We start from the raw sequence: 25,077 nt of genomic DNA on the forward strand, positions 1-25,077 counted from the left end.
GCGGCGACAGTACGCTCGAAGGGTGAGCGAGGCGACCGCGATTCCCGGCATCCCCCGCCGGTTCGCGGCGCTGCGGAACCGCGATTCGCGACCCTATCTGTTCACCTCTGGGCTGTCGATGATGGCCGACAACACCGAGCACGTCATCACCTACTGGGTGCTCTGGCAGACCTTCCACTCGCCCGCGCTCGTCGGCTTCCAGATCATCAGCCACTGGCTGCCGTTCCTGCTGCTGTCGGTCTGGACGGGCACGCTCGCCGAGAAGTACGACTGCCGCCGGCTCATCCAGGCGGCGCAGGGCCTGTTCATGCTCGTGTCGGCCGTGTGGGGTGTGCTCTTCCTCACCGACAGCCTGACCGTCTGGGCGGCGTGCATCCTGCTCGTGCTGCACGGCACGGCCGGCTCGATCTGGGGCCCGGCCGAGCAGCTCATGCTGCACGACTTCGTCGACCGCCACGAGCTGCCGAGCGCGGTGCGCATGAACGCGACCTTCCAGAGCCTCGGCATCCTGTTCGGCCCCGTCGTCGGCTCGGCGCTGCTGCTCTGGCTCGGCCCGACCGGCGGCATCTTCGCCAACGTGCTGATCTACCTGCCGATGACCGTGCTGATGTTCCGCACGAAGTTCACGGGGCATGTGCGCGACGCTGCCGCCGCCGGGGTCGGCGCCGAGAAGCCCCGCGTCGGCTTCCGCGACACGATGCGGGTGCTGCGCGGCATCCGTTCGAATCATCTGATCATCGCGATGATCATCATCTCGGGCCTCACCGCCATCACCATCGGCAACGCCCTGCAGTCGTCGATGCCCGCGTTCGCCGCGCGGCTCGGCGCCGGCTCGTCGGGCGACTTCACCTACGGCGCGCTGCTGTTCGCGATGGGGTTCGGCGGAGTGGTGGGCGGATTCCTGCTCGAGGCGACCGGTGTGATCAGACCGACGCTGCGGGCGGCAGTGCTGTCGACCGTGGTGTTCGGCGCGGCGATCGTCGTCTTCGCGGTGACGGCGAGCTACGCGCTGGCGCTCGTCGCCCTCGTCATCGCGGGCTGCGGCGAGATCGCCTCCCTCTCGATCACGCAGAGCGTCGTGCAGCTCGAGGCGCCGGCCGGCGAGCGCGGGCGCACCCTCGGGGTCTACGGCATGTTCGCCTCAGGCCTGCGCACCGGCGGCGGCGTGACGCTCGGCGTGCTGGGCGCCGCGGTGGGGGTCATCCCGGCGGTCGGCGTGTTCGCGGCGGTGCTCACCGTGGGCGCGCTCGGGGCGTGGTGGTTCGCGGCGCGACGTCCCGCCGCGCGCGATGCCGCCCAACTGCGCTGAACGGTCACCACTGCTCTCGTGCGGCGTGCGTGCGGCGCAGCGATGACCGTACGGCGCAATCGACGTGGGGAGATAGCTTTGATGCGTGCTCATTTCCACTGACGATCCGCGGGCCGGCGACGTGCTCGAGCTGCTCGAAGAGCACCTGCGCGACATGTTCGCCACCTCTCCTGCGGAGAGCGTGCACGCGCTCGACCCCGAGGCGCTCGCGCACCCGAGCATCACCTTCTGGTCGGCGCGCGATGCCGAGACCGGCGAACTGCTGGGCATCGGCGCGCTCAAGCAGCACGACGACGCGCTCGGCGAGCTGAAGTCGATGCGCACGAGCAGCGCGGCCCGCGGCAGGGGCGTCGCGAGCGCGGTGCTGGCGACGATCCTCGCGGAGGCGCGCCGCCGCGGCATCCGCGATCTCAAGCTCGAAACCGGGGCAGAGGAGTATTTCGCGCCCGCCCGCGCGCTCTATGTGAAGCACGGATTCCGCAGCTGCGGCCCCTTCGCCGACTACACCGACGACCCGAACAGCAGGTACTTCGCGCTGGCGCTGTAGCTAGCTCGCCACCGCCCCGGCCGAGACCGCCTCGCCGCGCTCTTCCGCCGGCTGCGCGACGTGCGCGACAGCGAAGACCTGCCGCAGCGTCGCCTCGAGATCCTGCGCGAGGCACTCGGCCGCGATGATGTGGTCAGGCCGCACGATCACGGCACCGACGGGGCGCGCGTCGAACCAGTCCTTGAGCGCGCCGTCGTCGCCGACCACGACGACCGATTCGGCGGTGTGCACCCGGTCCCACGGCAGCTGCGTCGTCGGCACCACCCGCACGAGCGAACCACCGAGCCGCGCGAGCTGCGCGACCACCTCGTCGCCGAGGAACGCGGTCGGGTCGTTGTCCCACATGATGACGCGCCAGCCCTGGCCGGTCGCATGGTCGAGCAGCACCTCGCAAGCGTCGGTCGTGCGCACCCGTGGCTGTGGGAACAGCGTCCCGGCGGTGCTCGGCACCTCACGGGCCGGCAGTGTCTTGTAGGTAGGCGAGGGCGCGGTCACGACCGCTCCGTCGAGATAGTGCGGCTGCGGCTTGAACGCCTGGTTCCTGACTTGCTCGCGCTCCTCCGCGGTGCGCGCGGCGGCGAGGCGGTCGCGCTCGCGGGCGAACTCCTCGTCGTGCGAGGTCATCTCCTCCGCCATGTTCAGCGAGATGGCGACCATCTGGCTGACGTGCCCGAACCGCTCGGACTCGTAAGTGTCGAGCAGCCCGTCGCCGGCGAGGCCGCGCACGACCGCCGACAGTTTCCAGCCGAGGTTGAGGGCGTCGCGGATGCCGGAGTTCCAACCCTGCCCGCCGACGACCGGCATGACGTGCGCGGCATCCCCCGCGAGCAGGGTGCGGCCGACGCGGAACGCGCCCGCCACGCGCGCGTGGTGCGTGTAGACGCGGCGGCGGATGATGTCGAGGGCCTCTGGGTCGGGCACGTGCGAGCGCAGCAGCCCGAAGACGAAGGCGTCGTCCTCGACCAGCGCCTCGTCCTCGCCCTCGAAGAGCGTGAACTCCCAGCGGCGGATGCCGTGCGGCAGCCGGATCGTCGCGTAGCCCCGCTTCGGGTCCCCGCCGAACACGGCGTGCGGGGTGCCGATCGGGTCGTTGTTGACGTCGATGACGAGGCCCTTGGTCGCCCGCGTCTCGCCCTCGAAGGTGAGCCCCAGCCGCTTGCGGGTGGGCGAGCTGCCGCCGTCGGCGCCGACGAGATACGTCGCCGTCACCTGGTGCGTCGCCCCGTCGGCGGTGCGGTAGCTCACGGTCACGGCTGAGCCATCGTCCGTGGAATCCGTCACCTCGGCCCCGAACCGCACGTCGACGTTCGGGAAGCGGCCGAGGCCGGCGAGCAGCACCCGGTCGACGAGCGGCTGCACGAAGCCGTTGCGGCGCGGCCAGCCGAACTCGGAGATGCGCGGGTCGACCTCGCTCAGGATCGCGCGATCGCCGTTGACCATGAAGATCTTCTGGTTGGGCACGGTGTGCGGCAGCACCTCGTCGACGAGGCCGATCGTCTGCATGGTGCGCAGCGCCTCATCGTCGATGCCGACGGCGCGCGGGTAGTCGACGAGTTCCGCCCCGGCCTCGAGCAGCACGACGCGCACGCCGTCGGCCCCGAGCAGATTGCCGAGGGTGAGGCCGACCGGCCCCGCCCCGATGATGACGACGTCGGCGTCGTGACTCATGATTCGCTCCTCAGCGCAGTGATGGCGTCCTGCGCCATGCGGTTCAGGAAGACGAGGTCGATGCCGAGGCCGACGTAGTCGACCAGGCCGTCCTCGATGAGGGCCTTCGCATACGCGGGTGAGGCGCAGTAGCTGCCGAAGGTGAGGCCCGCCCCGCGGGCGAGGTAGGACAGCTCGACGAGCGCGTCGCGCACCGGCCCGTCGGCCCAGTCGCCGCGGCCCGGCAGGCCGTGGCTCACGGCGAGGTCGGCGGGACCGAGATAGACCGAGTCGAGGCCGGGCGTCGCGAAGATCGCCTCGGCGTTCTCGACCCCGGCGCGGGTCTCGATCTGGATGATCGCCGAGACGGCGTGGTTGCCGGCATCCGTATACGGCTCGCCGTCGTACAGCGCGGGGCGCGACGGCCCGAGGCTGCGCCCGCCGAGCGGCGGGTACTTCACAGCGGTGACGAGGGCGGATGCCTGCGCCGCGGTCTCCACCGTCGGGGCGACGATGCCCCGCGCGCCCGAGTCGAGCAGCCGCAGGATCGTCGCGGCGTCGATCGAGCCGACCCGCGCGTAGGCATACGCGTTCCGGTCGCGGGGGATCGCGCGCAGCATCCGGCACGCGTCCTCGAGCCCGACCTCGCCGTGCTGCAGGTCGATGATCGTGCCGTCGTAGCCAGAGGCCATGACGAACTCTGCCGCGGCCTGCGAGGCGAGCGCCTGATGCAACAGGGCGGGAGCGGGCACGGATGCCTGCGCCGCGGCCGCTTTCACTGCGAGCCCGCCTTCGCGGCTTCGGCGTCAGCCAGTCGCTTCGCGTGGGCTTGCGCGTTCGCGCCGCCGAACACCGGCACGATCTCGCGCCGGGCGAAGCGCCACTCGCCGTCGACCTGCCGGTACTGCTCGCGGAACTCGCCGACGCTCGCGGGCTTCAGCACGTCTTCCGATGCGTCGCGGAAGGTGAGGTAGGCGACGGTGCCGGTGAGCACGTCACCCTCCCACGCGAGCCGGATGCCACCGATGAAGTGCCGCCCGACGACGTCGGTCTGCAGCGCGCGCTTCGCACCCCACGCCTTGATCGCCTCGCGGCCGACCATGGGGCCGAGCGGGCCGACGGTCTCGGCGTCCTCGGTGTAGAGCTCCCAGGTGGTGTTCGTCAGGTTGTGGTCGAGGCGGTACAGCAGCTCGGAGATCAGCTGCTCGATCTCGGCGCGAGTGGCCGCGTCGACACCGTACGTCCTGTCAGGCATCCGTCTCTCCTCTTCTAAATCGTGGAATCGAGGGTTGCGGTGACGCGGCCCAGCCCGGTGATGGCGGCGATGCACTCGACATCGGCCGGCCACGGCTCGATGTAGCCGATCGAGCCCGACAGCAGCAGCTCGCCGGCGCGCAACGGCTCGCCCTGGCGGATCGCCGTCTCGGCGAGCCACTTGACCGCGTTGATCGGGTCGTCGAGCACGTTGCTTCCGACGCCGCGGGTGATCTCGGTGCCGTCGGCGGTCGTGATGACCATCTCGATGGTGGTGAGGTCAGTCTCGCCGTAGACGTGCTTCTCCTCGCCGAGCACGAGCCCGCCGCAGCCGGCGTTGTCGGCGATGGTGTCGACGATCGCGCCGACGTTGCCGGGGAAGCGGAAGTCGACGACCTCGAAGGCCGGGGTGACGTAGTCGATCGAGTTCTTGATGACCTCGAGGTCGGCGTCGAGGATGTCGTGGCTGAGCGCGAACGCGACCTCGGCCTCGATGCGCAGGAAGTTGAACTTCGACTGCGGCAGCCGCACGCCGGACGGGAAGACCATGTCGTCGTGGATGATGCCGTAGTCGGGCTCGAACACCCCGACGCGCTGCTGCACGAGCGGGTTCGTGAGGCCGACCTTGCGGCCGACGCGCTTCACCCCGAGCTCCGCTTCGCGGCGGGCGGCGACGATGCTCGAGATGCGGTAGGCGGCCTCGAGGTCATGGTCGGGCAGGCGCGGGCTGATGTAGTCGATCGTGTAGGTGTCGCGGCGGGCGCGGTAGAGCTCGTCCGCGATCTCGTCGATCAGCTGATCGCTTGCGGTGGTGGTCACCCTTTCCTCCTCAGGAAGTCGAGTGTGCGTTCGTTGAAGGCGGCGGCGCCCTCCCACTGGGGCCAGTGGGCGGCATCCGGAACCAGCAGGTACTCGCCGTCGGGGATGAGGGATGCCAGCTGCTCGCCGACCTCGGGGCCGCCGGTCGGCTCGTGGTCGGTCCACACCAGGAGGGCCGGAACGGGGATGGCGGCGAAGTCCTCGTCGGCGACGCGGTTGCGCCAGCGCGGTTCGGGCTGCCGCAGCACCGAGATGTGCCGCATGGACTCGTCGAAGCCGGGGCGCGAGTAGACCGCCTGGCGCAGCCGCACGAGCTCGTCGGTGATGTTCTCGGGGTCATGGATGACGACCTGGAGACGCTTCTTGACGTTGGCGAAGGTGGGCTCGGCGACCGCCTGCACGCTCACCGACTGGGCCTTGTCGACTTGGCTGTCGCCGACGACGCGGCCGCCGGGGGCGCTCAGCACCACGGTGCGGAGCCGCTCGGGGTGGTGCGCCGCGAACTTGATCGCGATCCAGCCGCCGAGCGACTCGCCGACGAGGTGCACCCGGTCGAGCCCGAGCGCGTCGAGCAGGCCGAGCAGGTGCTGCTCATACTCGGGGATCTCGAGGTCGTGGTCGCTCAGCGTCGTGAAGCCGTGGCCCGGGTAGTCGTAGCCGACGACGTGGTACTCGCTCGCCAGCGCTCGGACGTTCTGGGTGAACGCCTCGATGTGGCCGCTCGTGCCGTTGAGCAGCACGACGGTCTGGCGCGGAGCGCTGGCCTCACCGGCATCCGTTTCACCCACATGCAGCACGCGCGTCGTCCAGTCGCCCACCTGGACGTACTCCAGGCGGTGCGGCAGGTCGACGACGGCCTCCCAGAACGTCACGAGCTCGGGCTGGGTCATGCCGGGTCCGTGATGGCGGCCTGGATGCCGAAGCCGGCGTTCCACGTGGCGACGGGCCAGTAGTGGTCGACCGGGAAGCTGTACTTCCCGGCGGTCGACAGCGCCGCGTAGGCCGCGATCCAGCTGCGCATCTCGTGCGCGGCGGAGCCGCCCTCGGCGATGAACCAGTCGTTGGCCCAGTTGTCGACGGCGCTCAGGTCACCCGAGCGGAAGGTGTCGAGCAGCAGGGTGTCCCACTCCTCGTTCAGGTCGTCGCTCGTGCCCTTGCCGTCGGCGATCGCCTGAATGCCGGTGACGATCTTCTGCTCGCGCTCGAGGCGCTCCTCGCGGGTGGGGTGGTACTCGATGAGGCGCTCCTGCAGGGTGCCGGGGGCGCCCTTCCAGCGGGGGATCGGCGGGTTGTGCGAGATGCCGCCCGAGGCGAGGAAGAGCACGCGCTTGTCGATCTCCTGCGCGGCGCGGCCGAACGCCTCGCCCAGCTCGCGCACCCGGTACATGGGGGTGAGCGGCAGGCCGATCGAGTTCACGAAGACGGGGACGATCGGCTGCGTGAAGCCCTTGCCGAACACGAAGTCGAGCGGCTGGACGACGCCGTGGTCGACCTTCATGCGCTCGGAGCGGCCGATCTCGATGCCCTGCTCGAGCACGCGCACGTGCAGGTCACGGGCGGTGTCGCTGTCGACGGGCAGCGGACCCTCGGTCGTGTTGTAGTCGCCGATGCCCTCTGCCTGCGCGCCGATCGCCCACGGGGTGATCAGCGAGTAGAGCTGGCCGTTGAAGTGATCGGGGCCGAAGACGACGACCACCTCGGGGTCGTAATCCTTGACGAAGGCCTTGACCTCCTCGATCGCCGACTGGATCTCGGCGAAGGTCGTCCCGCCCGGGTCGACGTTCCCGAAGGAGGGGGCGTGGGACAGGGCTGCCACTGCGAGCGTCATTGCTGCTTCCTTTCGAGGGGAGATTTTGGATTCTAGTATCAGCGTTCTAGAAAAGAGGAAATCCGTCCCGGGCGGCCACGCGCTGATCGCGGCGGCCCGGGACGGAGCCTCTAGTTGGCGAGCGAGGCGAGCGGACCCTCGTCTGCCGCAACGGAGGCCGGCTTACGCCGGCGCTGCACGGACTCGACGGCCACGAGCACCACGAGGCACAGCGCGGAGACGACGAGCGGCAGGGCGAAGATGACGAACACCATCGGAACCGAGATGTGCGCATCGAGCGCGGCGCCCGCCAGGATCGGGGCGGCGATGCCGCCCAGGCGGCCGGCACCCGTGACGATGCCGTAGCCCGTCGCACGTGCCAGCGTCGGGTACAGCCGGGGCGCGATCTGGTAGAAGCCGGCGACACCTGAGCTGAAGAAGAACGACGCCGCGAAGATCTCAGTGAGCGCGCCACCGATGTGAGACTCGATCGAGCCGAAGATCGCGATACCGACAGCGCCGACGATGAGGAAGATCGGAGTGAGCACGCGCGGGCTGACCTTCGTCGAGATGAAGCCGAACACCACCGTGCCGAGGATGCCGCCGAGCCCGAGGGCCAGGGTGGTCGGCGCCGCGATCGCGGGGTTCCGCGTCGTCTCGGCCAGGGTGTTGGGCGCCCAGGAGTTGGCGAAATAGAACGAGACGAGCAGCGCGATGTTGCCGAGCACGAGCAGCAGGGTCTGGGTGACGAGCTTCGACGAGAAGACGGTGCGCAGGGCGCCGCGGCGGTCACGCGGGGGCAGCTGATCGTCGGGCAGCAGGGGCAGCGGCTCGTGGCCCATGCGGCCGAGCGTGCGGTTGAGGCGGTCGAGCGAGCCCGGCTTCCGACGAGCGGCGAGCCACGAGATCGACTCGGGGAAGGCGGCGATCGCGATGAGGATGGCGATGACCGAGAACACGACGCCGATCCAGAAGCCGAAGCGCCAGCCGTGCTCCGGCAGCAGCGGGCCGACGAGCACCGCGCCGAGCACGGCGCCGATGTTGATGCCCGCAGCGTAGATCGACATCACGATCGGGTAGACGCGACGGTTCGAGTACTCGGCTGCGATGACACCGACGACCGAGAGCAGCATGCCGAGGCCGAGGCCCGTCACGATGCGGCCGGCGAGCAGCGTCGGCAGGCTGTGCGCGAGCGGCGCGATGACCATGCCGATGGTCACCACGATGGTGCCGATGATGCCGATGAGCCGGCGGCCCAGCTTGTCGGCGATGGGCGCGATCAGGATCGAGCCGACGACCATGCCGATGAGCGCGCCCGACATGACGACGCCGATGAGGCTGGCGGACGAGGCGAATTCCTTGGTGACGTACGGCGCGGCGAACACCATCATCGCGTTGTCGTAGCCGTCGATGACCGTCAGCACGATGGCGACGACGATGGCGAGGATCTGGAACCGGCTCATCTTCGAGTCGGCGATCAGTTCGGTGATCTTCATGTGTGCCTCTCTGCACGAGATCGCTGTGACCGAGACTCCGTGCCGCGTCCTTGCGGGTGTTGGTGCACGACGATGTGGACCGGGTCTCGAGCTGTGGAGGTGTGGGGTGACTCCGGGCCGGGGCCGCGGTGTCTTTTGTGGTGTGTCGGTTCTAGAACCAACATTCTCGAATGCAGGGACCATATATCGTGAGACGACGACGCGTCAAGAGGCCCTCGCGAAGACGCAGGGTGATGCGGAAGGGTGGGGAAGCGTGGCGAAGCGCAAGAACGTGCACTACACAACTCCCGAGAATGAGAAGGCGATCCTCGACGCCGTGATGGAGCTGGCGCTGGATGCCGGCTACGAAGGCACGACTATGGCCGAGGTCAGCCGCGTCTCCGGTCTGCCCATCGGCTCGGTCTATTGGCACTTCGAGAACAAGGAGAAGCTGTTCGCCGCACTCCTCGACTATTGCTTCGAGCAGTGGCGCGAGACCGTGGCCGGGCAGACGCAGCAGCAGCTGCTGCGCACTTCGATCGCCGGTTCCTCCGCCCCGGCATCCGATCGCGGGCACGTCAGGGACACGTTCTGGATCATCGGCCTGATCCTCGCCCTCGAGAAGCGCCTCTCCGACAACGAGGCGCGCAAGAGGTACCTCGAGATCCGCGCGCAGATGTACGAGACGGCGCTCGGGCAGGTCGGCGGGCAGTTCCCGCCGGAGGCCCTCGAGGCCGACCCCGAGCTGCCCCGCAAGATCGTGGCGTTCGGGCGCGCGCTGATCGAGGGCCTCTACATCTCGGCGGCCGCGGGCGATGACGTCGATTTCGACCAGCTCGCCGAATTGTCGACCCTCGCCGTCGACCTGCTGACCGAGCACTATGCGAAGCTCGGGGCCGAGACGACCGCGAAGCCACAGCAGAAGCCGAAGCCGAAACAGACGCCCGCAGACTCGGAGGAGAGCTGATGTCAGAGGATCAGAAAGTCGCGATCGTCGTCGGGGGCGGCTCCGGAATCGGCGCCGCGAGCGCCCGGGAGCTGGCCGCGTCGGGGTACCGCATCGCCGCGATGTCACCCTCGGGCCGCGGTGCGGAGCTTGCCCGCGAGCTCGGCGGCGTCGGCCTCGACGGCTCGAACCGCTCGGTCGACGACCTGCAGGCTGTGGTCGACCTGGCGATCGACACCTACGGCCGCATCGACGCCGTCGTGAACTGCTCGGGCCACGCGGCCAAAGGCAAGGTACTCGAGCTGAGCGATCAGGACTGGCGGGACGGGCTCGAGCTCTACCTGCTCAACGTCGTGCGCATGGCCCGCCTCGTCACGCCGCACCTGCTCGAGGCCGGCGGCGGCTCGATCGTGAACATCTCGACGAGCTCGCCGTTCGAGCCGAACCCGAACTACCCGGTGTCGGCGACGATCCGCGCCGGACTCGCCTCGTTCGTGAAGCTGTATGCCGACGAGTACGGCCCGCAGGGCATCCGCATGAACAACGTGCTGCCCGGTTTCACGAAGCCGGACCCGAGCACCGTGCCCGCCGAATGGACCGCCCGCATCCCGCTGCGTCGCGCCGCCGCGACAGCCGAGATCGCGCGCGTCGTCCGCTTCCTCGCGAGCGACGAGGCAAGCTACATCACGGGCCAGAACATCCGTGTCGACGGGGGCAGTTCGCGCGCCGTGTAGCCGGGCGACAGTAGGTGTCGCTCAGAGGAGCGAGAGCGTCGCGAGGCGACGGTAGGCGTGGCAATCCGGCGACCGGAGCAGCATCGACTGTCGCCGGGCGAAAGCCCTGGGCGATGAAAGAGCATCTAGTGTCGCCGCGCGAACAGTGAGGCACAGCACCGACCCGTGGCTTGTGCCGAAGCGAAAAATGTCCCATTCTAGAATCCTGATTCGCGCATAGCGGCCGCGAGGTCGTGCGCACCCGGGCACCCGCTGAGTCGAGGAGGACTCCAGTGACGACGACGTCAACATCACCGCGAACGGATGCCGTCGACGACGTCTACTGGCGCGAGGAATACACGCCGATCACGGCGGACGACGCCTTCCTCGCGCGCATCGTCGCCGAGGCGGACCTGCCCTCGCTGCTGCTCGCCCTCGCCGCCGCGACCGGCGACCGCTCGCTGCTGCGCGACGAGCTGCGCCCCGGCTTCCCCCCAGGCGACATCGGCCCGGCTCCGCACGGCGGGCTGAGCGACGAGGCGCAGGCATTGGCGCGCGAGCTCGCCCTCGCGGCGCTCACGCGCGTGCGCGACGAGCGCATCACGACCCCGCGCCGCCTCGACGACGCCGAGACGGCCGCCCTGCTCGACTTCCTCACGAACGGCGCGGGGGATGCCGACACCGAGGTGCTGCGGCACGAGCTCGACCTCGCGCCGCAGAAGCTCGGCGCGCCCCGCTGGTCTTTCGACGAGGTCGCGCGCGGTCGCGACTTCACCGTGGCGGTCATCGGCACCGGCATGTCGGGCATCGGCGCGATGTATCGCCTCAGCCAGGCGGGGGTGCCCTTCACCGCGTTCGAGAAGAACCCCGAGGTCGGCGGCGTGTGGTGGGCGAATACCTACCCGGGCGTCCGGCTCGACACCCCGACCTTCGCCTACAGCTATTCCTTCGCGCAGCGCGCCGACTGGCCGAGCGCCTATGCGCGCGGCAGCGAGATCGAGCAGTACGCCCTCGAGATCGTCGAGCGCGCCCGCTTGCGGGAGCACGTCGTCTTCGACACCGAGGTCACCGCGATGACCTGGCACGAGGAAGCCGGCGAGTGGGAGGTCGTGACCCGCGCAGGCGACGGCACCGAGACCGCGCACCGCTTCAACGCCGTGATCTCGGCCGTCGGGCAGCTCGAGCGGCCCAACATCCCCGAGTACCCGGGTCGCGCGGGCTTCCGCGGCGCGCAGATGCACTCCGCCCGCTGGGACCACGGCGTCGACCTCGCCGGCAAGCGCGTCGCCGTCATCGGCACGGGCGCGAGCGCCTACCAGATCGTGCCGAGCATCGTCGACGACGTCGCCGAGCTGACGGTCTTCCAGCGCTCCGGCCCGTGGATGGTGCCCGCCCCGAACTGTCACGACGCCACCCCCGAGGCGCTCGCCTGGCTCGGCGAGCACGTGCCCTACTACGGCCAGTGGTTCCGGCTCTCCGGCTTCTTCCAATCGGCGACGGGCCGCACCCACACCGTCGTCGCCGAGCCGGGGTGGGAGCGCGAGGACTCCGTCTCGCCCGTCAACCTGCGCGTGCGCGAGCTGCTCACCGAGATCATCCGCGAGCAGTGGCGCGCGCGGCCCGAGCTGATCGACACCGTCGTGCCGAGCTACCCGCCGGGCGGCAAGCGCATGCTGCGCGACAACGGCGTCTGGGCCGAGGCGCTGCAGCGCCCGCACGCGCACATCGTCACGAGCGGCATCGACCACTTCACCGAGACGGGTATCGTCACCGCAGACGGCGAGGAGCACGAGCTCGACGTCGTGATCTATGCGACCGGATTCCTCGCGGCCGACTTCCTCGACCCGATTCAGGTGCGCGGCACCACGGGCGAGACGCTCAAGGAGCACTGGCAGGGGGATGCCACCGCGTGGGGCGGCATCTCGGTTCCCGGCTTCCCCAATCTCTTCATCGTGATGGGGCCGAACACGAACTACGTCGTGCACGGCAGCCAGCACTTCATGATGGAGTGCGCCGTCGAGTTCGCCGTCGAGGCGATCCACCAGACGCTGCTGCGCGGAGTGAAGGGCTTCGACGTGACGCAGGAGGCGCTCGACGCGTTCGTCGCCGCCGTCGACGCCGAGAACGCCACGCGCGCCTGGGGCCAGCCGCAGGTGCGCACCTGGTACAAGAACAGCGCGGGCCGCGTCTCGCAGATCTGGCCGTTCAGCCACGTCGAGTACTGGCAGCTGACGCACGACGTCGACTTCGACCGCGACTTCACGACGCACCTCTGACCGGAAAGGAGGCGGTCATGACCTGGGGTCTGATCGCACAGATGGGCCACGTGTCCATTCAGACGACGGATGTCGCGGCATCCGTCGTCGACGCCACGAGTCTGCTCGGGCTGCACGTCAACGAGGCGAGCGACGGCGTGGCCTACCTCGCCGGCGCCGACGTGCACCACGAGCTCAGCTACCACGGCGGCGAGCTCAACGGCATCGACCGCATCGGACTTGTCGCGGCGAGCCCGGCTGCGCTGCGCGAGCTCTACGCCCGGGTCAAGCGCACTGACTTCCCGATCCTCTCCGGCGAAGCCGACGGACCCGGTGTCGCCGAGGCGTTCTCCTTCGTCGGGCCGGAGGGCTACGTCTTCGAGATCTACACCGGCATGGAGCACGTCGCGAACCCGCTGGGCCGCGGCGCCTCTGGCCCCGACCGCTACGGCCACATCAACATCCACCCACAGGACGTCGTCGCCTTCAAGGACTTCCTGGTGCAGGTGCTCGACTTCCGCCTCTCCGACGTGATCGGCGACGACTTCGCCTACTTCCTGCGCTGCAACAGCGACCACCACGGCATCGCGCTCATCCGGGGCGCCGGCACCCTGCACCACCACGCCTGGCAGGTGCAGTCGGCGACCGAGCTGACCAAGGTGTGCGACCGCGTCGGCGCCGCGGGGCGCGAGATCATCTGGGGGCCCGTGCGTCACGGCGCCGGCCACAACATCGCGTGCTACTACGTCGAGGCCTCCGGCGCCGTCGTCGAGATCTACACCGATCTCGAGCAGATCTACGACGACGAGCGGCCGCCGGTCACCTGGGGCGGGAACGACAACTGGTTCAACATGTGGTCCGACTTCCGGCCGGAGTCGTTCCGCATGCACGGGCTTGCCCCTGCGCCCATCAGTTCCGTGATCGCCCGCTAGAGACGCTAGAGACGCTAGAGAAAAGGACCATTGATGAAATACCTGAGCTACACCGCCGGCAGCGGCGCCACCTGGGGCGTCGCCATCGACGGCGTCGCCCACGACCTCGGACCCACCGGCGCGAACCTGGCCCCGTCGCTCGGCGCCGCCATCGCGACCGGGGTGTTCGGGAAGGTCACGGAGGAGGCGGCGAAGGCGGCGCCGGGGACGCCCGAAGCAGGCATCCGCTATCTGCCCGCCATCACCGAGCCGAGGAAGATCATCTGCATCGGGGTCAACTACCGCTCGCACCAGGACGAGGCGAAGAAGGCCGACGTGGCCGCCCCGACCGTGTTCTTCCGCTACGCGGACAGCCAGATGGGGCACCTCGAGCCCGCCGTGTACCCCGCGGTGAGCACGGAGTACGACTACGAGGGCGAGCTCGCGCTCGTGATCGGGGCGGATGCCTGGCACGTCGCCCCCGAGGACGCGTATGGCGTCGTCGCGGGCTACGCCGCCTACAACGACTTCTCGGTGCGCGACTGGCAGCTGTTCGCGACCCAGTGGGGGCCCGGCAAGAACTTCCCGGACTCCGGCGCGTTCGGCCCCTACCTCGTGCCCGCGGCCGACGTGGACGCGGGCGCCGGCGGCGTGACCGCGCTGCACCTGCAGACGCGAGTCAACGGCGGCGTGCGGCAGGACGCCGACCTCACCGACCTCATCTTCGACATCCCCGCGATCATCGCGTACGTCACGACGTTCACGCGGCTCGCACCCGGCGACGTGATCGTCACCGGCACGCCGGGCGGCGTCGGCCGCTTCTCGAACCCGCCCGCCCTGCTCGAGCCCGGCGACCTGGTCGAGGTCGAGATCACGGGCCCGAACGGCTTCACGCTCGGCACGCTGACCAACACCGTCGTGGCCGAGGACACGGCAGAGGACTGACGGATGCCTGACCCGCAGCCGCACGGAGCCGATGCGTCCGACGGTGCCGGCCTCAACACCGACGTCGTCGTCCTCGGCGCCGGCCCGACCGGGCTCACGACCGCGGCGCTGCTCGCCGACTACGGCGTGCGCGTCACCGTGATCGAGCGGCATCCGTCGACCGGCGACGAGCCGCGGGCGATCTCGATCACCGACGAGAGCCTGCGCATCCTGCAGCAGCTCGGCGTGCTCGAGGCCGCTGCCGAGGAGATGCTGCTCGACACCGGCGCGCGGTACTTCGGACGCAACGAGCAGCTCATCGCCGAGGTGAAGCCCGCCTCGAGCCGGCTCGGACAGCCGGGCAAATCGCAGTTCGACCAGCCCGACGTCGAGGCGCGGCTGGCCGAGGCGGTGGCCGCGCGGCCGAACGCGCGGCTGCTGTTCGGGACCGAGGTGACCGAGCTCGTCGACGGGCCGGGCGGGGTGACGCTCACCGTCGAGGGGCCCGAAGGTCGGGGCTCTGCCCATACGCGCGAGTTCACGGCGTCGTGGCTTGTCGCCTGCGACGGCGGCCGCAGCTTCACGCGCGGCGCGCTCGGCATCGGACTCGAGGGCTCGACGCAGGTCGAGAAGTGGGTCGTCGTCGACCTGCTGAACGTGCCGGGCGAGCCCGAGCACTTCGCCGAGTTCCACTGCAACGGCCGCCGGCCGGTCGTCGTGGTTCCCGGCGTCGGCGGCCGGTGCCGCTACGAGTTCATGCTGCTGCCGGGCGACGACGAGGCGGCGATCGTGCGGCCGGAGTCGATCGTGCGGCTGGTCGCCCCGTTCCGCACGATCGCGCCAGGGGATGTGCGCCGTGCCGCGGTCTACGTCGCGCACCAGCGCATCGCCGAGCGGTACCGCTCCGGGCACGTGCTGCTCGCGGGCGACGCCGCGCACTTGATGCCGCCGTTCGCGGGGCAGGGGCTCAACGCGGGGCTGCGCGACGCGGCCAACGTGGCGTGGAAGGTCGCGGAGGCGGTGCGCGGGACGGGCACGGATGCCCTGATCTCGAGTTATGCCGTCGAGCGGCGCCCGCACGCGCGCGACATGGTGCGGCTCTCGCACCGCATCGGGCAGGTCGTCATGTCGACGAATCCGGCGGTCAACCTGCTGCGCGACGGCGTGGTGAAGGCGGTCGGCATCGTGCCGTCGTGGAAGCGGTGGCTCACCGGCATGAAGTTCCTGAAGCAGCCGCATTTCACCGCCGGCTGCGTGGTCGCGCCGTCACCGTCACTGCCCGCGGACGCCCGCGACCTCGTCGGGCGCACGCTGTCGCAGCCGCGCGTGACGCTCGCCTCGGGCGAGGCCGTACCGCTCGACGAGGTGCTCGGAAACGGCTGGGCGGTGCTGTGGCCGTCGGCGGACGGCGGCATCGAGGTGACGGCGACGGATGCCGGGGGTGTCGCCGCCCGCGCCCAGGTCGTCGATCCGTCCCGGGCGTTCGCGGCGGCGGCGGAAGCCGGCGCCCAGCTCATCGTGCGCCCGGATCGCTACGTCGCCGCAGTGGTCACGCCGGCACGGACGGCGGCCGCCCTCGCCGAGCTCGGCCGCTACTCGACGGTGCCGACGACGCTGCTCGCGGCGCCGCTCGCGCAAAACGCCGGCTGAGTTCGCTTCGGGCTGTGCGCATCCGCGGAATTCCGGGACGGCTCGGCCCCGGCACGGAAGAACACCCTGGGTTTTGCGCAGGGCGCCCCGCGCGAGTCAGCCCGCGTCGAGCTCGGCGAAGACGGCCTGGGCGAGGCGGAACGCGGTGTTCGCCGCGGGCACGCCCGCGTAGATCGCCGACTGCAGGATCACCTCGGCGATCTCGTCGCGGGTGAGCCCGTTGCGCAGCGCGGCGCGCACGTGCATGGAGAACTCCTCGTGGTGGCCGAGCGCGATCAGGGACGACAGCACGGCGATGGAGCGCTCGCGGCGGGCGAGCCCTGGCCGGGTCCACACGTCACCCCACGCGGTGCGGCTGATGAACTCCTGGAACTCGCGCGTGAAGTCGGTGATGTTCGCCGTCGCCCGGTCGACGTGCGTGTCGCCGAGCACCTCGCGGCGCACGGCCATGCCGCGGTCGTAGCGCTCGGACTCCGTCAGGTCGTGATGCTCCTCGCTCATGCCCGAACCTCGCTCGCAAGCTTCACAACAGCTGACACCACGGCCTCGGGGTTCTCCGCAGGCGCCAGGTGCCCGGCATCCGCCACCACCTCGAGGCTGCCGCACTGCACGCCTTTCGCGATCTCGTCGCCCGCCCCCTCCGGGACCGCGACGTCGTGCTCGCCCGCGATCACGTGCACCGGCAGCGCGAGCTCGCCGAGCCACGGCCGGGCGTCGAAGGCGGCGAGCGCCTCGCAGCACAGGGCGTAGCTCTCGTCGTCGGCGTCGCGCAGCGCGTGCAGCAGACGGCCCGAGATCACCGGATGCCGCTCGATCGAGCCTGGCGCGAACCAGCGCTGCGCGCTCGCGACGACGAGCGAGGCCGTGCCCTGGGTGCGGGCGAGTCCGGCGCGCTCGATCCAGCCCTCTGAGGCGCCGAACTTGGCCGCTGAGCAGATGTCGACGAGCGCGATGACGCGAGACGGATGCCGGCGCGCGAGCTCGATCCCCGCCGCCCCGCCGAGCGAGTCGCCCGCGTAGTAGCAGCGCTCCTCGCCGAGCGCGTCGAGCACGGCGACCACCCCGTCGGCGAGCTCGCCGACCGTGAAGCTCTCTCGCGCGGCGGGAGAGAGCCCGTGCCCGGGCAGGTCCCACGCGACGACGCGGAAGTCGTTCTGGAGCAGGGCCGCAGCCTCGTCCCAGAGGATCGTCGACGTGCCGAGCGACGGGCCGAGCACCAGCAACGGGCGGCCCTCGGCGCCGCGCGGCGCGGTGGCGTGCAGTTCGGGGACGGTCACTGTTCCTCCTGCTGTCGTTCCTGCCTGACGGCCGCGAGCACCTCGTCGACATAGCGGCCCGCGAGCCCGGTGTAGTCCGCGGGGGCCCCTGCCGAGCCGGTCAGCTTCGCCTGCTCGCTGACGACGTCGCCGCCCGTGAGCGCGAGGTTCGCCGTGGCGCGCCCGGCGTCGATCGTGAGGCCTTCGGCCAGCTCGGCGGCCGCGGCCGCGGCGCCGAGCGCACCGCGCAGCAGCTCGCGCAGGGCGGGCCATTCGCTGTGCCAGGCTCCGTCGGGCCGCTCGTCGGCGGCGAGGGCCGCGGCGCGATGCAGGTCTGCGGCGAGCCCCGGCGCGCGCAGAGCGGCCGAGCGGATCAGCACCGACAGCACGGGGTTGCGCTTGTGCGGCATCGCCGACGATCCACCGCGGCCGGGCGCCGCGGGCTCGGCTGCCTCGCCGACCTCGGTGCGCGAGGCGAGCGCGACGTCGGTCGCGATCACGCCGAGGGCGTCGAGCACGGCGGTGAAGGCGTCGCCGACGCGGGTGAGCGGCCGGCGCGCGACGTGCCAGGGCAGCTCGGGCGCGGCGAGCCCGAGCTCGTGGGCGAAGGCGGAGGGCAGTCGCGCCGCGGTCTCGGCGCCGTAGAGCGCCGTGAACGACGCGAGCGTTCCCGAAGCCCCGCCGAGCTGCGCGGGCAGCGCCTCGCACGCCTGCCGCAGCTCGGTGCGGGCCGCACGCACGGCGGCGATCCAGCCGGCGATGCGGAACCCCCACGTGGTCGGCGTCGCGTGCTGCCCCAGGGTGCGGGCGACGGCGACGGTGTCGCGGTGCTCGGCGGCGAGCGCCGCGAGGCCGGCGATCACGCGGCCGAGGTCGACGCTCACGGCGGAGCACGCGCGCGCGACGAGCAGGGCGAGGGCCGAGTCCACCACGTCCTGGCTGGTGGCCCCGCGGTGCACCCAGCCTGCGGCATCCGTATCGAGATCCGACACAGTCGTGCGCAGCAACGCGACGAGCGGGATCACGGGATTCCCGCCGCCGACGGCTTCCGCGGCGAGCGCCGCCACGTCGAGCGTGCGGCGCAGCTCGTCGGCGCCGCGTTCGACGGCGACGCCGACCGAGCCGGGCGCGAGCCCGAGCGCCACGGCGGCGCGCACGAGCGCGGCCTCGACCTCGATCAGCGCCGCCGCGACTGCGGCGTCGGAGACGACCGCGTCGTGCCCGACCGCGACGGGCGTGAGCAGGCCGACGTCCGCGAAGCCCCCGGAGTCAGGGGTCACCTCAGAACCGGATGAAGACGGTCTCGCGCTCGCCCTGGAGTCGGATGTCATGGCGCAGGTTCCCTTCGGCGTCGCGCTCTGCGATCACGGTACGCCGCTCGTCCGGCTCGAGCGACGCGAGGAACGGATCGGCGGCGAGGGCCGCCTCGTCGTCGGGCAGGTAGATGCGGGTGTGCAGCTTGTCGGTGAGGCCGCGGGCGAAGACGACGGCCGCGAAGAACGGCGCCTTGCCGGGCGCCGTCGGCCCCGGGTTGCGGGTCCAGAACTCGAAGTGCCCCGCGCCGTTCGTCTGCGAGCGGCCGAAGCCGGAGAACAGGTGCGCGGTGCGCTGCCGGGCGCCCTCGCCGGCGGGCACGGTGCCGTCGGCATCTGCCGCCCAGATCTCGACCATCGCGTCGGGGATCGCGTCGCCCGCCCCGTCGTAGACCGTGCCGCTGAGCAGCACCGAGCCCGGGCTGTAGGGGTGCACGACCTGGTTCTCGCCCGCGTACTCGACGCCGAAGCGGAAGAACGGGCCGACCGTCTGGCCCGGGGTCGGCAGGCTCGCGTCGCCGCTCATCACTCGTCCCCTTCCTGCTCGAACCAGGTCGCCTGCGGGCCGCTCAGCACGATGTCCCAGCGGAAGCCGAGCGCCCACTCGGGGCTCGTCAGCTCGTGGTCGTAGTCCGCGACCAGGCGGTCGCGGTCCTTCTGCTCGGGGATCGAGTTGTAGATCGGGTCGAGCGCGAACAGCGGGTCGTCGGGGAAGTACATCTGCGTCACGAGCCGCTGGGTGACGGCGTTGCCGAACAACGAGAAGTGGATGTGCGCCGGGCGCCACGCGTTGAGGTGGTTCTTCCACGGATACGCGCCCGGCTTGATGGTCGTGAAGCGGTAGACGCCGTTCTCGTCGGTGAGCGTGCGGCCCGCCCCGGTGAAGTTCGGGTCGAGCGGGGCCGGGTGCTGGTCGCGCTGGTGAATGTATCGGCCGCCGGCGTTCGCCTGCCAGATCTCGACGAGCTGGTGGCGGATCGGCCGACCGGCCGAGTCGAGCACGCGGCCCGTGACGACCATGCGCTGGCCCTGCGGCTCGCCCCCGACGTGCTGCGCGGTGAGGTCGGACTCGATCGGCGCGACCTCCCAGTGCCCGTACGCCGGCGAGACGAGCTCGATCGTCTCAGGGTCGACGAGGCGCGGATCCTTCGTCGGGTGGCGCAGCACGCTCGATCGGTACGGCGCGAAGTCGAGCAGGGTGGCCGTCGGCCGGGCCCCTGCCGCGAGATCGTCCTGGTACTGCTGCTGCCTCGAGACGATCTCGGCGGTGATCGCCGACTGCGGCTCCAGTTCGGGCCCGGTTGTGGTCATGCTGGTGTCTCCTTCGACAGAGTCGAGCGTCCCATTCAGTCGATGGATCCCGAATACGGATGTCTCACTGAATGGGACGCCGCCCTGCGCGCCGCCCCGGAGGGCGCGGGCGATCTCACTGCCCAGGAGGCGTCCCACCCGGGCCGCCGGCACCACCGGACCCGCCCGACGGGCCGAAGCCGCCGCTCGAGCCGGTGCCGAAGCGGTTGCTGCTGGAGCTCGAGGTGCTGTCGCTGCTGGTCGTGGAGGACAGATCGGCCAGCTCGACCTGATCGCCTGCGGCGAGCCCCGAGGTGATCTGCGTGCGGTCGGACCCGACGGCGCCGACCTTGACGCTCCTGGTGACGAGCTCGCCGTTCTTCACGACGTAGACGGTGTACGTGTTGCCCGAGGCGACGTGTACTGCGGAACTCGGAACGCTCAGCACGTCCTTCGCCGTCGTGATGCTGACGTCGAGGCTCGCCGAGGCGCCGTTGAGCAGCGCGGCATCCGTGTCGTCGAGCTTGATCTTCACGTCATAGCTCGGCGTGGTCGAGTCGCTTGCCGTGTTGAGGATGCCGATCGAGCTCACGGTGCCGGTGAGCTTCTCGCCCACGCCGGACACGGTGACGGATGCCTGCTGCCCGACCTTCAGCGCACCGATGCCCGTCACGCCCACGGTCGTGTCGACGACCCAGCCATCGTCGCCGATGACGGTGATCGTCTCGGTGCTGGAGCCCGCGCTGACGCTCTCGCCCGCGCTCAACGAGACGGACGCGACCGTTCCGCCGATCGGCGTCGTGAGCGTCGCCATGGTGGCGTTCTCCTGCGCGACGGCGAGCTGCGCCTTCGCGCTGGTGACGGCGGCCTCGTCGGCGACGATCTGCTCGGCGGATGCCGCGGTCGAGGTCTTGCCGGTGCCGGTGCCGGTGGTCGAGCCCGCGCCCGCGCCCGCCGAAGAGCTTCCCTCGTCGGCGGCGCCGGAGCCCCCGGCCGTCCCGGTGCTCGAGCCGCCAGCCGACGGCGCCTGGGTGCTGCTGCCGGCGGCCCCCGAGCCCGACGCGGAGCCGGAGCCGCCCGCGCCCGACGCAGAACCCGAGCTGCCGGAGCCCGATCCGGAGCCGCCGCTCGACGACTGCGCCGCGGATTCCGCCGCCTCCTGCAGCGCCGTGACGGCATCCGTCAGCGCGGTCTTGTCCGCCGTGAGCTGCGACTCGAGGCTCTTCAGCTTCGTGAGCGTCGTGCCGAGGTCCGAGACCGCGGTGGCGACATCGGTGCCCGTCGACGACGCGTCGCTCGACGTGCCTCCGCCCGTGAGCGCGGTTGCGACGGCCGCCTGGCAGCTCGCGAGATCGGCCTGCGCCTGGGCGAGGTCGTCCGCGGTGTCTGCCGTGTCGGCGGCGAAGGCGGCGCACGCGTTGTTCGAGGCATCCGTGCCGAGCAGCGCGTTCAAGGTCGTCTGCACGGCGGTCACTTCGGACTGGGTGCTCGTGACGGCATCCGTCACGCTGTCGTAGTCCGCGATCAGCGCCTTCTGCGCTTTCTGCACCGCCGCGATCTGCGTGGCGAGCGACGTGGAGCTCGAGTTCGATCCGGACGTGCTGGCGGCAGTGGTCACATAGGCCGCCGTCACGATCTTCTCGGTGCTCGTCGAAGACGTCGAAGTCGAAGACGAGGTGGATGCCGCGGACGCGGTCGTGGCGCTCGTCGTGCTCGTCGTCGCCGTCTGCGAGTCCAGGTCGGACTCGAGGGTCTGCTGCGCCGTCGTGACGGCCTGCTCGGCGTTCGTGATCGCGTCTTCAAGAGAGTCCGGGTCGAGCGTCGCGAGGGTCGCGCCGGCCTTCACCGTCTGGCCCACCTTCACCTTCACGGAGGAGACCGTGCCGGAGACCTGGAACGCCTGCTCGGCCTCCGAGGCCGAGGCGACGGTGCCGCTCAGCGTGGAGGTCTGCACGACGTCGGCCTTCGCCGCCGTCGCCGTGCGGTAGCCGGGGCCGTGGTCGGCGAGCTGTGCGTAGGCGGTTCCGCCCGCGGCCACGGCGAGCACGATGCCGACGGCCGTGCCGGTGACGATGCGCTTGCGGCGGCGCGCGCGGCGCCGGCGAAGCTCACGGGGCTCAGCCATTCGTGCTGCCTCCGTTCGAGTCGCCGCTGCCGCTGCCGCCGGGGCCGCCCTGGCCGCCGGGGCCTCCGGCACCGCCGAAGCCCGAGGTGCAACTGCCGTCGGACGAGGGCGCGCTCACGGTGATCGAGGTTGCGGCGACCGTGCCCGAGTCGTCCGCCTTGCCCTGCACAGCAGCGCACTGGCCGACGACGAGTGCGGAGCTCGACGCGGTCTGCTGCTTGGTGTAGATGGTCGACGAGCTGACGGTGACCTTCTTGGTCGACGTCTTCTTGGTCTGCGGATTGGTCACCTTGACGGTGATCGTGTCGCCACTTACCGCGGTGACCTCGCCGCTCGTCGGAGCGGTGAAGTTCCCGGATCTGCCGGAGCCCTTGGCCGCCGACGGCATGCCGCTCGGCATGTCGCTCGGGCGAGACCCGGAGCCCGAGCCGCCGCCGCTCGGCGCGCCGCCGCCACCACCGAAGCCGGTGGTGCAGCTGCCGTCGACGGCCGCGGTGATGCTGACCGAGGTGATGCCCGATGATGAGCTCGACGACGAGGAGCTCGGCATCGACGAGGCCGTGATGCACGAGCCCACGGTGACATCGGAGAGCGAGGCGGTGGCATTCGTGAGGATGCTGGTGCTCGAGCTGTAGCTGACCGCGGTCTGCGATGAGCTGTCCTGCACCTGCAGCGTGGTGCCGTCGATGGCGGCGATCTCGCCCGAGACGCCGCCGCCCTGACCGCCGGGTCCACCCTGCTGGGCGGAGGAGCCGGAGCCGGTGGACTTCGACGAGGTGCCGGAGGATGCCGAGTTGGAGCCGCAGCCCGCGAGGGTGAGCACGGCGGCCGCGGCGAGCGCTGCGCCGATGACGAAGGGGGTTTTCCGAGTCATGTTCTTTCCTTGATTCCGTACTTATTCGGTGCGCAGCGCGTCGATCGGCGCGAGCCGGGCGGCGCGGGTGGCGGGGTAGACGCCGAAGACCAGGCCGATGCCGATCGCGACGACGAGGGAGAGCCCGACGGCGGCACCGCTGATGACGATCGTGGAGCCGATGGCGGCGGGCAGGGTGAGGGCGGCGAGGACGCCGAGGCCGGCCCCGACGATGCCGCCGGTGAGCCCGAGGATGGCGGCCTCGACGAGGAACTGGTTCCTGATCGCCCCGGGCGGCGCGCCGAGCGCCTTCCGCAGGCCGATCTCGCGCGTCCGCTCCGACACGGAGACGAGCATGATGTTCATCACGCCGATGCCGCCGACCAGCAGCGACAGCGCCGCGATGCCCGTGAGCAGCACGGTGAGCGTCTTGTAGACGCTCGTCGCCGTCGACACGAGCGCGTTCTGGCTCGAGATGCTGAAGTCCGCGTCGGACGAGTCGGTGATGGCGTGTCGGTTCAGCAGGAGGCTCTTCGCCTCCTGATAGGCCGCGGGCAGGGCATCCGCCGAGGTCGCCTGCAGATAGACGGTCGAGACCGAGTTCGCCGAGGTGCCGCCGACCAGGTCCTGCTGCATCGTCGAGAGCGGCACGAGCGCGAGGTCGTCGAGGTCCGTTGTCGAGCTCGAGCCGCTCGGGGCGAGCACGCCGATGACCTCGAAGCTCTGCGAGTCGATGGTCACCGACTGCCCGACGACATTGGTCGAGCCGAACAGCTCGTCGGCGGTCTCGCTGCCGAGCACCACGACGGCGGCGTTCGCGTTCACCTGCGCCTGGGTGATGAACGAGCCGGATTCCACGGTGCGGCTGCGCACCGACTTATACGACGGCGTGACGCCGTCGACCGTGGTCGTCCAGTTGGTCGAGCCGGCGGTGAGCTCCTCAGAGCTCGACTTCTCGGCATCGACCGCCTTGATGTCGGGCGCGTTCGACTTCTCCGCCAGCGCGTTCGCATCGGCGAGGGTGAGCGTCGACCCGGTGCCGAAGCCGCCGCGCACGCCGGTCGACGAGGTCGTCGACCCGGGCGAGACGATCAGCAGGTTCGAGCCGAGCGAGGAGATCTGGCTCGACACGTCCTTCTGGGTGCCGAGGCCGAGCCCGACCGTCAGGATCACGGCAGCAATGCCGATCAGGATGCCGACGACGGTCAGGATGGAGCGCATCCGATGCGCGTTGATGGCGAACCAGCTGGTTCGCAGGGTCTCCTGCCAGTTCATGCCGCCGTCAGCTCCTCAGCGGTGATCAGGCCGTCGCGCACGTGTACGACCCGGCGGGCGCGCTGGGCGACCTCGTTCTCATGCGTGATGAGGACGATGGTGCGGCCCGCCGCGTGCAGCTGGTCGAACAGCGCCAGCACGTCCGCAGTCGAGACCGAGTCGAGGTTTCCCGTCGGCTCATCGGCCAGGATCATCGTCGGCTCCGTGACGAGGGCGCGCGCCACAGCGACGCGCTGCTGTTGCCCGCCGGAGAGCTGGCCCGGCTTGTTGTTGACGCGGTCGCCGAGGCCGACCCGCTCCAGGGCGGCGACGGCGCGCTGCCGGCGCTCCTCTCGCGGGACACCCGCGTAGACGAGCGGCAGCTCGACGTTCCGCCAGGCCGACAGGCTCGGCAGCAGGTGGAACTGCTGGAACACGAACCCGATGCGCTTGTTGCGGATGACGGCGAGGTCCTCCTCGTCGAGCTGCTCGACGTCGTCGCCGGCGAGCCGGTAGCTGCCGCGGGTGAGGGTATCGAGGCAGCCGAGCACGTTCATGACGGTGGACTTGCCGGAGCCGCTCGGGCCCACCACGGCGACGTACTCGCCCTCGCGGATCGCGAGGTCGATGCCGCGCAGAGCCTCGAACTCGATCGTGCCGGTCTTGTAGGTCTTGCCGGCGCCCAGCAGCTCGATGACGGGGGCGGGGGAAGGAGTCAGGGCGCCCATG

The 25,077-nt window shown here is 70.7% G+C and carries 24 protein-coding genes; 8 read left to right on the top strand and 16 right to left on the bottom strand.

Going from position 1 to position 25,077, the window contains the following annotated elements:
* Positions 1-22: 22 nt before the first annotated feature.
* Both ABD708_RS02075 and ABD708_RS02080 read left to right on the top strand, forming a co-directional pair.
* On the top strand, positions 23-1,309 hold the full coding sequence (locus ABD708_RS02075) for an MFS transporter (protein WP_344751620.1): 1,287 nt from the start codon (positions 23-25) through the stop codon (positions 1,307-1,309).
* Between the two features lie 85 nt (positions 1,310-1,394).
* On the top strand, positions 1,395-1,856 hold the full coding sequence (locus ABD708_RS02080; protein WP_344751621.1) for a GNAT family N-acetyltransferase: 462 nt from the start codon (positions 1,395-1,397) through the stop codon (positions 1,854-1,856).
* Here ABD708_RS02080 and mhpA read toward each other — a convergent pair whose 3' ends face one another.
* The 7 genes from mhpA to ABD708_RS02115 all read right to left on the bottom strand — a co-directional run bounded on the left by mhpA (position 1,857) and on the right by ABD708_RS02115 (position 8,879).
* Entirely contained in the window at positions 1,857-3,524 is a 1,668-nt protein-coding gene (mhpA, locus tag ABD708_RS02085) for a bifunctional 3-(3-hydroxy-phenyl)propionate/3-hydroxycinnamic acid hydroxylase MhpA (protein ID WP_344751622.1), read from the bottom strand.
* Positions 3,521-4,282: an HpcH/HpaI aldolase family protein gene (locus ABD708_RS02090; protein ID WP_344751623.1), complete on the bottom strand. Its 762-nt coding sequence runs from the start codon at positions 4,280-4,282 to the stop codon at positions 3,521-3,523. The genes mhpA and ABD708_RS02090 overlap by 4 nt, the downstream gene beginning before the upstream one ends.
* Positions 4,279-4,758 (bottom strand): nuclear transport factor 2 family protein, encoded by a 480-nt coding sequence (locus tag ABD708_RS02095; protein ID WP_344751624.1) that lies wholly within the window; start codon positions 4,756-4,758, stop codon positions 4,279-4,281. Before ABD708_RS02095 ends, ABD708_RS02090 begins: the two co-directional genes overlap by 4 nt.
* Positions 4,759-4,772: 14 nt before the next feature.
* Positions 4,773-5,576 (bottom strand): 2-keto-4-pentenoate hydratase, encoded by an 804-nt coding sequence (locus ABD708_RS02100; RefSeq protein WP_344751625.1) that lies wholly within the window; start codon positions 5,574-5,576, stop codon positions 4,773-4,775.
* A complete protein-coding gene (locus ABD708_RS02105; protein ID WP_344751626.1) occupies positions 5,573-6,466 on the bottom strand; it encodes an alpha/beta fold hydrolase in 894 nt (297 codons plus the stop codon). Before ABD708_RS02105 ends, ABD708_RS02100 begins: the two co-directional genes overlap by 4 nt.
* On the bottom strand, positions 6,463-7,404 hold the full coding sequence (locus tag ABD708_RS02110) for a 3-carboxyethylcatechol 2,3-dioxygenase (RefSeq protein WP_344751627.1): 942 nt from the start codon (positions 7,402-7,404) through the stop codon (positions 6,463-6,465). Before ABD708_RS02110 ends, ABD708_RS02105 begins: the two co-directional genes overlap by 4 nt.
* Before the next feature lie 110 nt (positions 7,405-7,514).
* Positions 7,515-8,879 (bottom strand): MFS transporter, encoded by a 1,365-nt coding sequence (locus ABD708_RS02115; RefSeq protein ID WP_344751628.1) that lies wholly within the window; start codon positions 8,877-8,879, stop codon positions 7,515-7,517.
* A gap of 253 nt (positions 8,880-9,132) precedes the next feature.
* Here ABD708_RS02115 and ABD708_RS02120 point away from each other — a divergent pair, with 253 nt between their 5' ends.
* The 6 genes from ABD708_RS02120 (at position 9,133) to ABD708_RS02145 (ending at position 16,257) form a co-directional block, all read left to right on the top strand.
* On the top strand, positions 9,133-9,825 hold the full coding sequence (locus ABD708_RS02120; protein WP_344751629.1) for a TetR family transcriptional regulator: 693 nt from the start codon (positions 9,133-9,135) through the stop codon (positions 9,823-9,825).
* Entirely contained in the window at positions 9,825-10,538 is a 714-nt protein-coding gene (locus tag ABD708_RS02125) for an SDR family oxidoreductase (protein ID WP_344751630.1), read from the top strand. Before ABD708_RS02120 ends, ABD708_RS02125 begins: the two co-directional genes overlap by 1 nt.
* Before the next feature lie 272 nt (positions 10,539-10,810).
* A complete protein-coding gene (locus ABD708_RS02130) occupies positions 10,811-12,793 on the top strand; it encodes a flavin-containing monooxygenase (RefSeq protein ID WP_344751631.1) in 1,983 nt (660 codons plus the stop codon).
* 17 nt (positions 12,794-12,810) lie between these two features.
* Complete coding sequence (locus ABD708_RS02135; RefSeq protein ID WP_344751632.1) at positions 12,811-13,704, top strand: VOC family protein; 894 nt, start codon at positions 12,811-12,813, stop codon at positions 13,702-13,704.
* A gap of 33 nt (positions 13,705-13,737) precedes the next feature.
* Complete coding sequence (locus ABD708_RS02140; RefSeq protein ID WP_344751633.1) at positions 13,738-14,628, top strand: fumarylacetoacetate hydrolase family protein; 891 nt, start codon at positions 13,738-13,740, stop codon at positions 14,626-14,628.
* A gap of 3 nt (positions 14,629-14,631) precedes the next feature.
* Positions 14,632-16,257, top strand: coding sequence for a bifunctional 3-(3-hydroxy-phenyl)propionate/3-hydroxycinnamic acid hydroxylase (locus ABD708_RS02145; RefSeq protein ID WP_344751634.1), 1,626 nt, complete (start codon positions 14,632-14,634; stop codon positions 16,255-16,257).
* Positions 16,258-16,353: 96 nt separating this feature from the next.
* On the opposite strand, the gene pcaC is transcribed toward ABD708_RS02145, so the two are convergent.
* The 9 genes from pcaC to ABD708_RS02190 all read right to left on the bottom strand — a co-directional run bounded on the left by pcaC (position 16,354) and on the right by ABD708_RS02190 (position 25,076).
* The gene (gene pcaC, locus ABD708_RS02150) at positions 16,354-16,758 is read right to left on the bottom strand and encodes a 4-carboxymuconolactone decarboxylase (protein WP_344751635.1); all 405 of its coding nucleotides are present in this window, start codon (positions 16,756-16,758) and stop codon (positions 16,354-16,356) included.
* On the bottom strand, positions 16,755-17,534 hold the full coding sequence (locus ABD708_RS02155; protein ID WP_344751636.1) for an alpha/beta fold hydrolase: 780 nt from the start codon (positions 17,532-17,534) through the stop codon (positions 16,755-16,757). Before ABD708_RS02155 ends, pcaC begins: the two co-directional genes overlap by 4 nt.
* Positions 17,531-18,793, bottom strand: a complete 1,263-nt coding sequence (locus ABD708_RS02160; RefSeq protein WP_344751637.1) for a lyase family protein — start codon at positions 18,791-18,793, stop codon at positions 17,531-17,533. The genes ABD708_RS02155 and ABD708_RS02160 overlap by 4 nt, the downstream gene beginning before the upstream one ends.
* Position 18,794: 1 nt before the next feature.
* A complete protein-coding gene (gene pcaG, locus ABD708_RS02165) occupies positions 18,795-19,352 on the bottom strand; it encodes a protocatechuate 3,4-dioxygenase subunit alpha (RefSeq protein WP_344751638.1) in 558 nt (185 codons plus the stop codon).
* Positions 19,352-20,137, bottom strand: a complete 786-nt coding sequence (gene pcaH / locus ABD708_RS02170; protein ID WP_344751639.1) for a protocatechuate 3,4-dioxygenase subunit beta — start codon at positions 20,135-20,137, stop codon at positions 19,352-19,354. Before pcaH ends, pcaG begins: the two co-directional genes overlap by 1 nt.
* Positions 20,138-20,252: 115 nt before the next feature.
* Positions 20,253-22,241, bottom strand: coding sequence for an efflux RND transporter periplasmic adaptor subunit (locus ABD708_RS02175; protein ID WP_344751640.1), 1,989 nt, complete (start codon positions 22,239-22,241; stop codon positions 20,253-20,255).
* Entirely contained in the window at positions 22,234-23,115 is an 882-nt protein-coding gene (locus ABD708_RS02180; protein WP_344751641.1) for a DUF5666 domain-containing protein, read from the bottom strand. Before ABD708_RS02180 ends, ABD708_RS02175 begins: the two co-directional genes overlap by 8 nt.
* A gap of 21 nt (positions 23,116-23,136) precedes the next feature.
* On the bottom strand, positions 23,137-24,369 hold the full coding sequence (locus ABD708_RS02185) for an ABC transporter permease (protein WP_344751642.1): 1,233 nt from the start codon (positions 24,367-24,369) through the stop codon (positions 23,137-23,139).
* Positions 24,366-25,076: an ABC transporter ATP-binding protein gene (locus ABD708_RS02190; protein WP_344751643.1), complete on the bottom strand. Its 711-nt coding sequence runs from the start codon at positions 25,074-25,076 to the stop codon at positions 24,366-24,368. The genes ABD708_RS02185 and ABD708_RS02190 overlap by 4 nt, the downstream gene beginning before the upstream one ends.
* Position 25,077: the final 1 nt, after the last annotated feature.

The organism is Gryllotalpicola koreensis (genome assembly GCF_039538185.1).
GTDB lineage: Bacteria > Actinomycetota > Actinomycetes > Actinomycetales > Microbacteriaceae > Gryllotalpicola > Gryllotalpicola koreensis.

Bases quoted from the DNA above. Each gene is read 5' to 3' on its own strand.
- ABD708_RS02115 (WP_344751628.1), bottom strand. From the start codon at position 8,879: ATGAAGATCACCGAACTGATCGCCGACTCGAAGATGAGCCGGTTCCAG.
- ABD708_RS02135 (WP_344751632.1), top strand. From the start codon at position 12,811: ATGACCTGGGGTCTGATCGCACAGATGGGCCACGTGTCCATTCAGACG.
- pcaH (WP_344751639.1), bottom strand. From the start codon at position 20,137: ATGACCACAACCGGGCCCGAACTGGAGCCGCAGTCGGCGATCACCGCC.
- ABD708_RS02145 (WP_344751634.1), top strand. From the start codon at position 14,632: ATGCCTGACCCGCAGCCGCACGGAGCCGATGCGTCCGACGGTGCCGGC.
- ABD708_RS02110 (WP_344751627.1), bottom strand. From the start codon at position 7,404: ATGACGCTCGCAGTGGCAGCCCTGTCCCACGCCCCCTCCTTCGGGAAC.
- ABD708_RS02190 (WP_344751643.1), bottom strand. From the start codon at position 25,076: ATGGGCGCCCTGACTCCTTCCCCCGCCCCCGTCATCGAGCTGCTGGGC.
- pcaC (WP_344751635.1), bottom strand. From the start codon at position 16,758: ATGAGCGAGGAGCATCACGACCTGACGGAGTCCGAGCGCTACGACCGC.
- ABD708_RS02140 (WP_344751633.1), top strand. From the start codon at position 13,738: ATGAAATACCTGAGCTACACCGCCGGCAGCGGCGCCACCTGGGGCGTC.
- pcaG (WP_344751638.1), bottom strand. From the start codon at position 19,352: ATGAGCGGCGACGCGAGCCTGCCGACCCCGGGCCAGACGGTCGGCCCG.
- mhpA (WP_344751622.1), bottom strand. From the start codon at position 3,524: ATGAGTCACGACGCCGACGTCGTCATCATCGGGGCGGGGCCGGTCGGC.
- ABD708_RS02105 (WP_344751626.1), bottom strand. From the start codon at position 6,466: ATGACCCAGCCCGAGCTCGTGACGTTCTGGGAGGCCGTCGTCGACCTG.
- ABD708_RS02180 (WP_344751641.1), bottom strand. From the start codon at position 23,115: ATGACTCGGAAAACCCCCTTCGTCATCGGCGCAGCGCTCGCCGCGGCC.
- ABD708_RS02125 (WP_344751630.1), top strand. From the start codon at position 9,825: ATGTCAGAGGATCAGAAAGTCGCGATCGTCGTCGGGGGCGGCTCCGGA.
- ABD708_RS02095 (WP_344751624.1), bottom strand. From the start codon at position 4,758: ATGCCTGACAGGACGTACGGTGTCGACGCGGCCACTCGCGCCGAGATC.
- ABD708_RS02185 (WP_344751642.1), bottom strand. From the start codon at position 24,369: ATGAACTGGCAGGAGACCCTGCGAACCAGCTGGTTCGCCATCAACGCG.
- ABD708_RS02175 (WP_344751640.1), bottom strand. From the start codon at position 22,241: ATGGCTGAGCCCCGTGAGCTTCGCCGGCGCCGCGCGCGCCGCCGCAAG.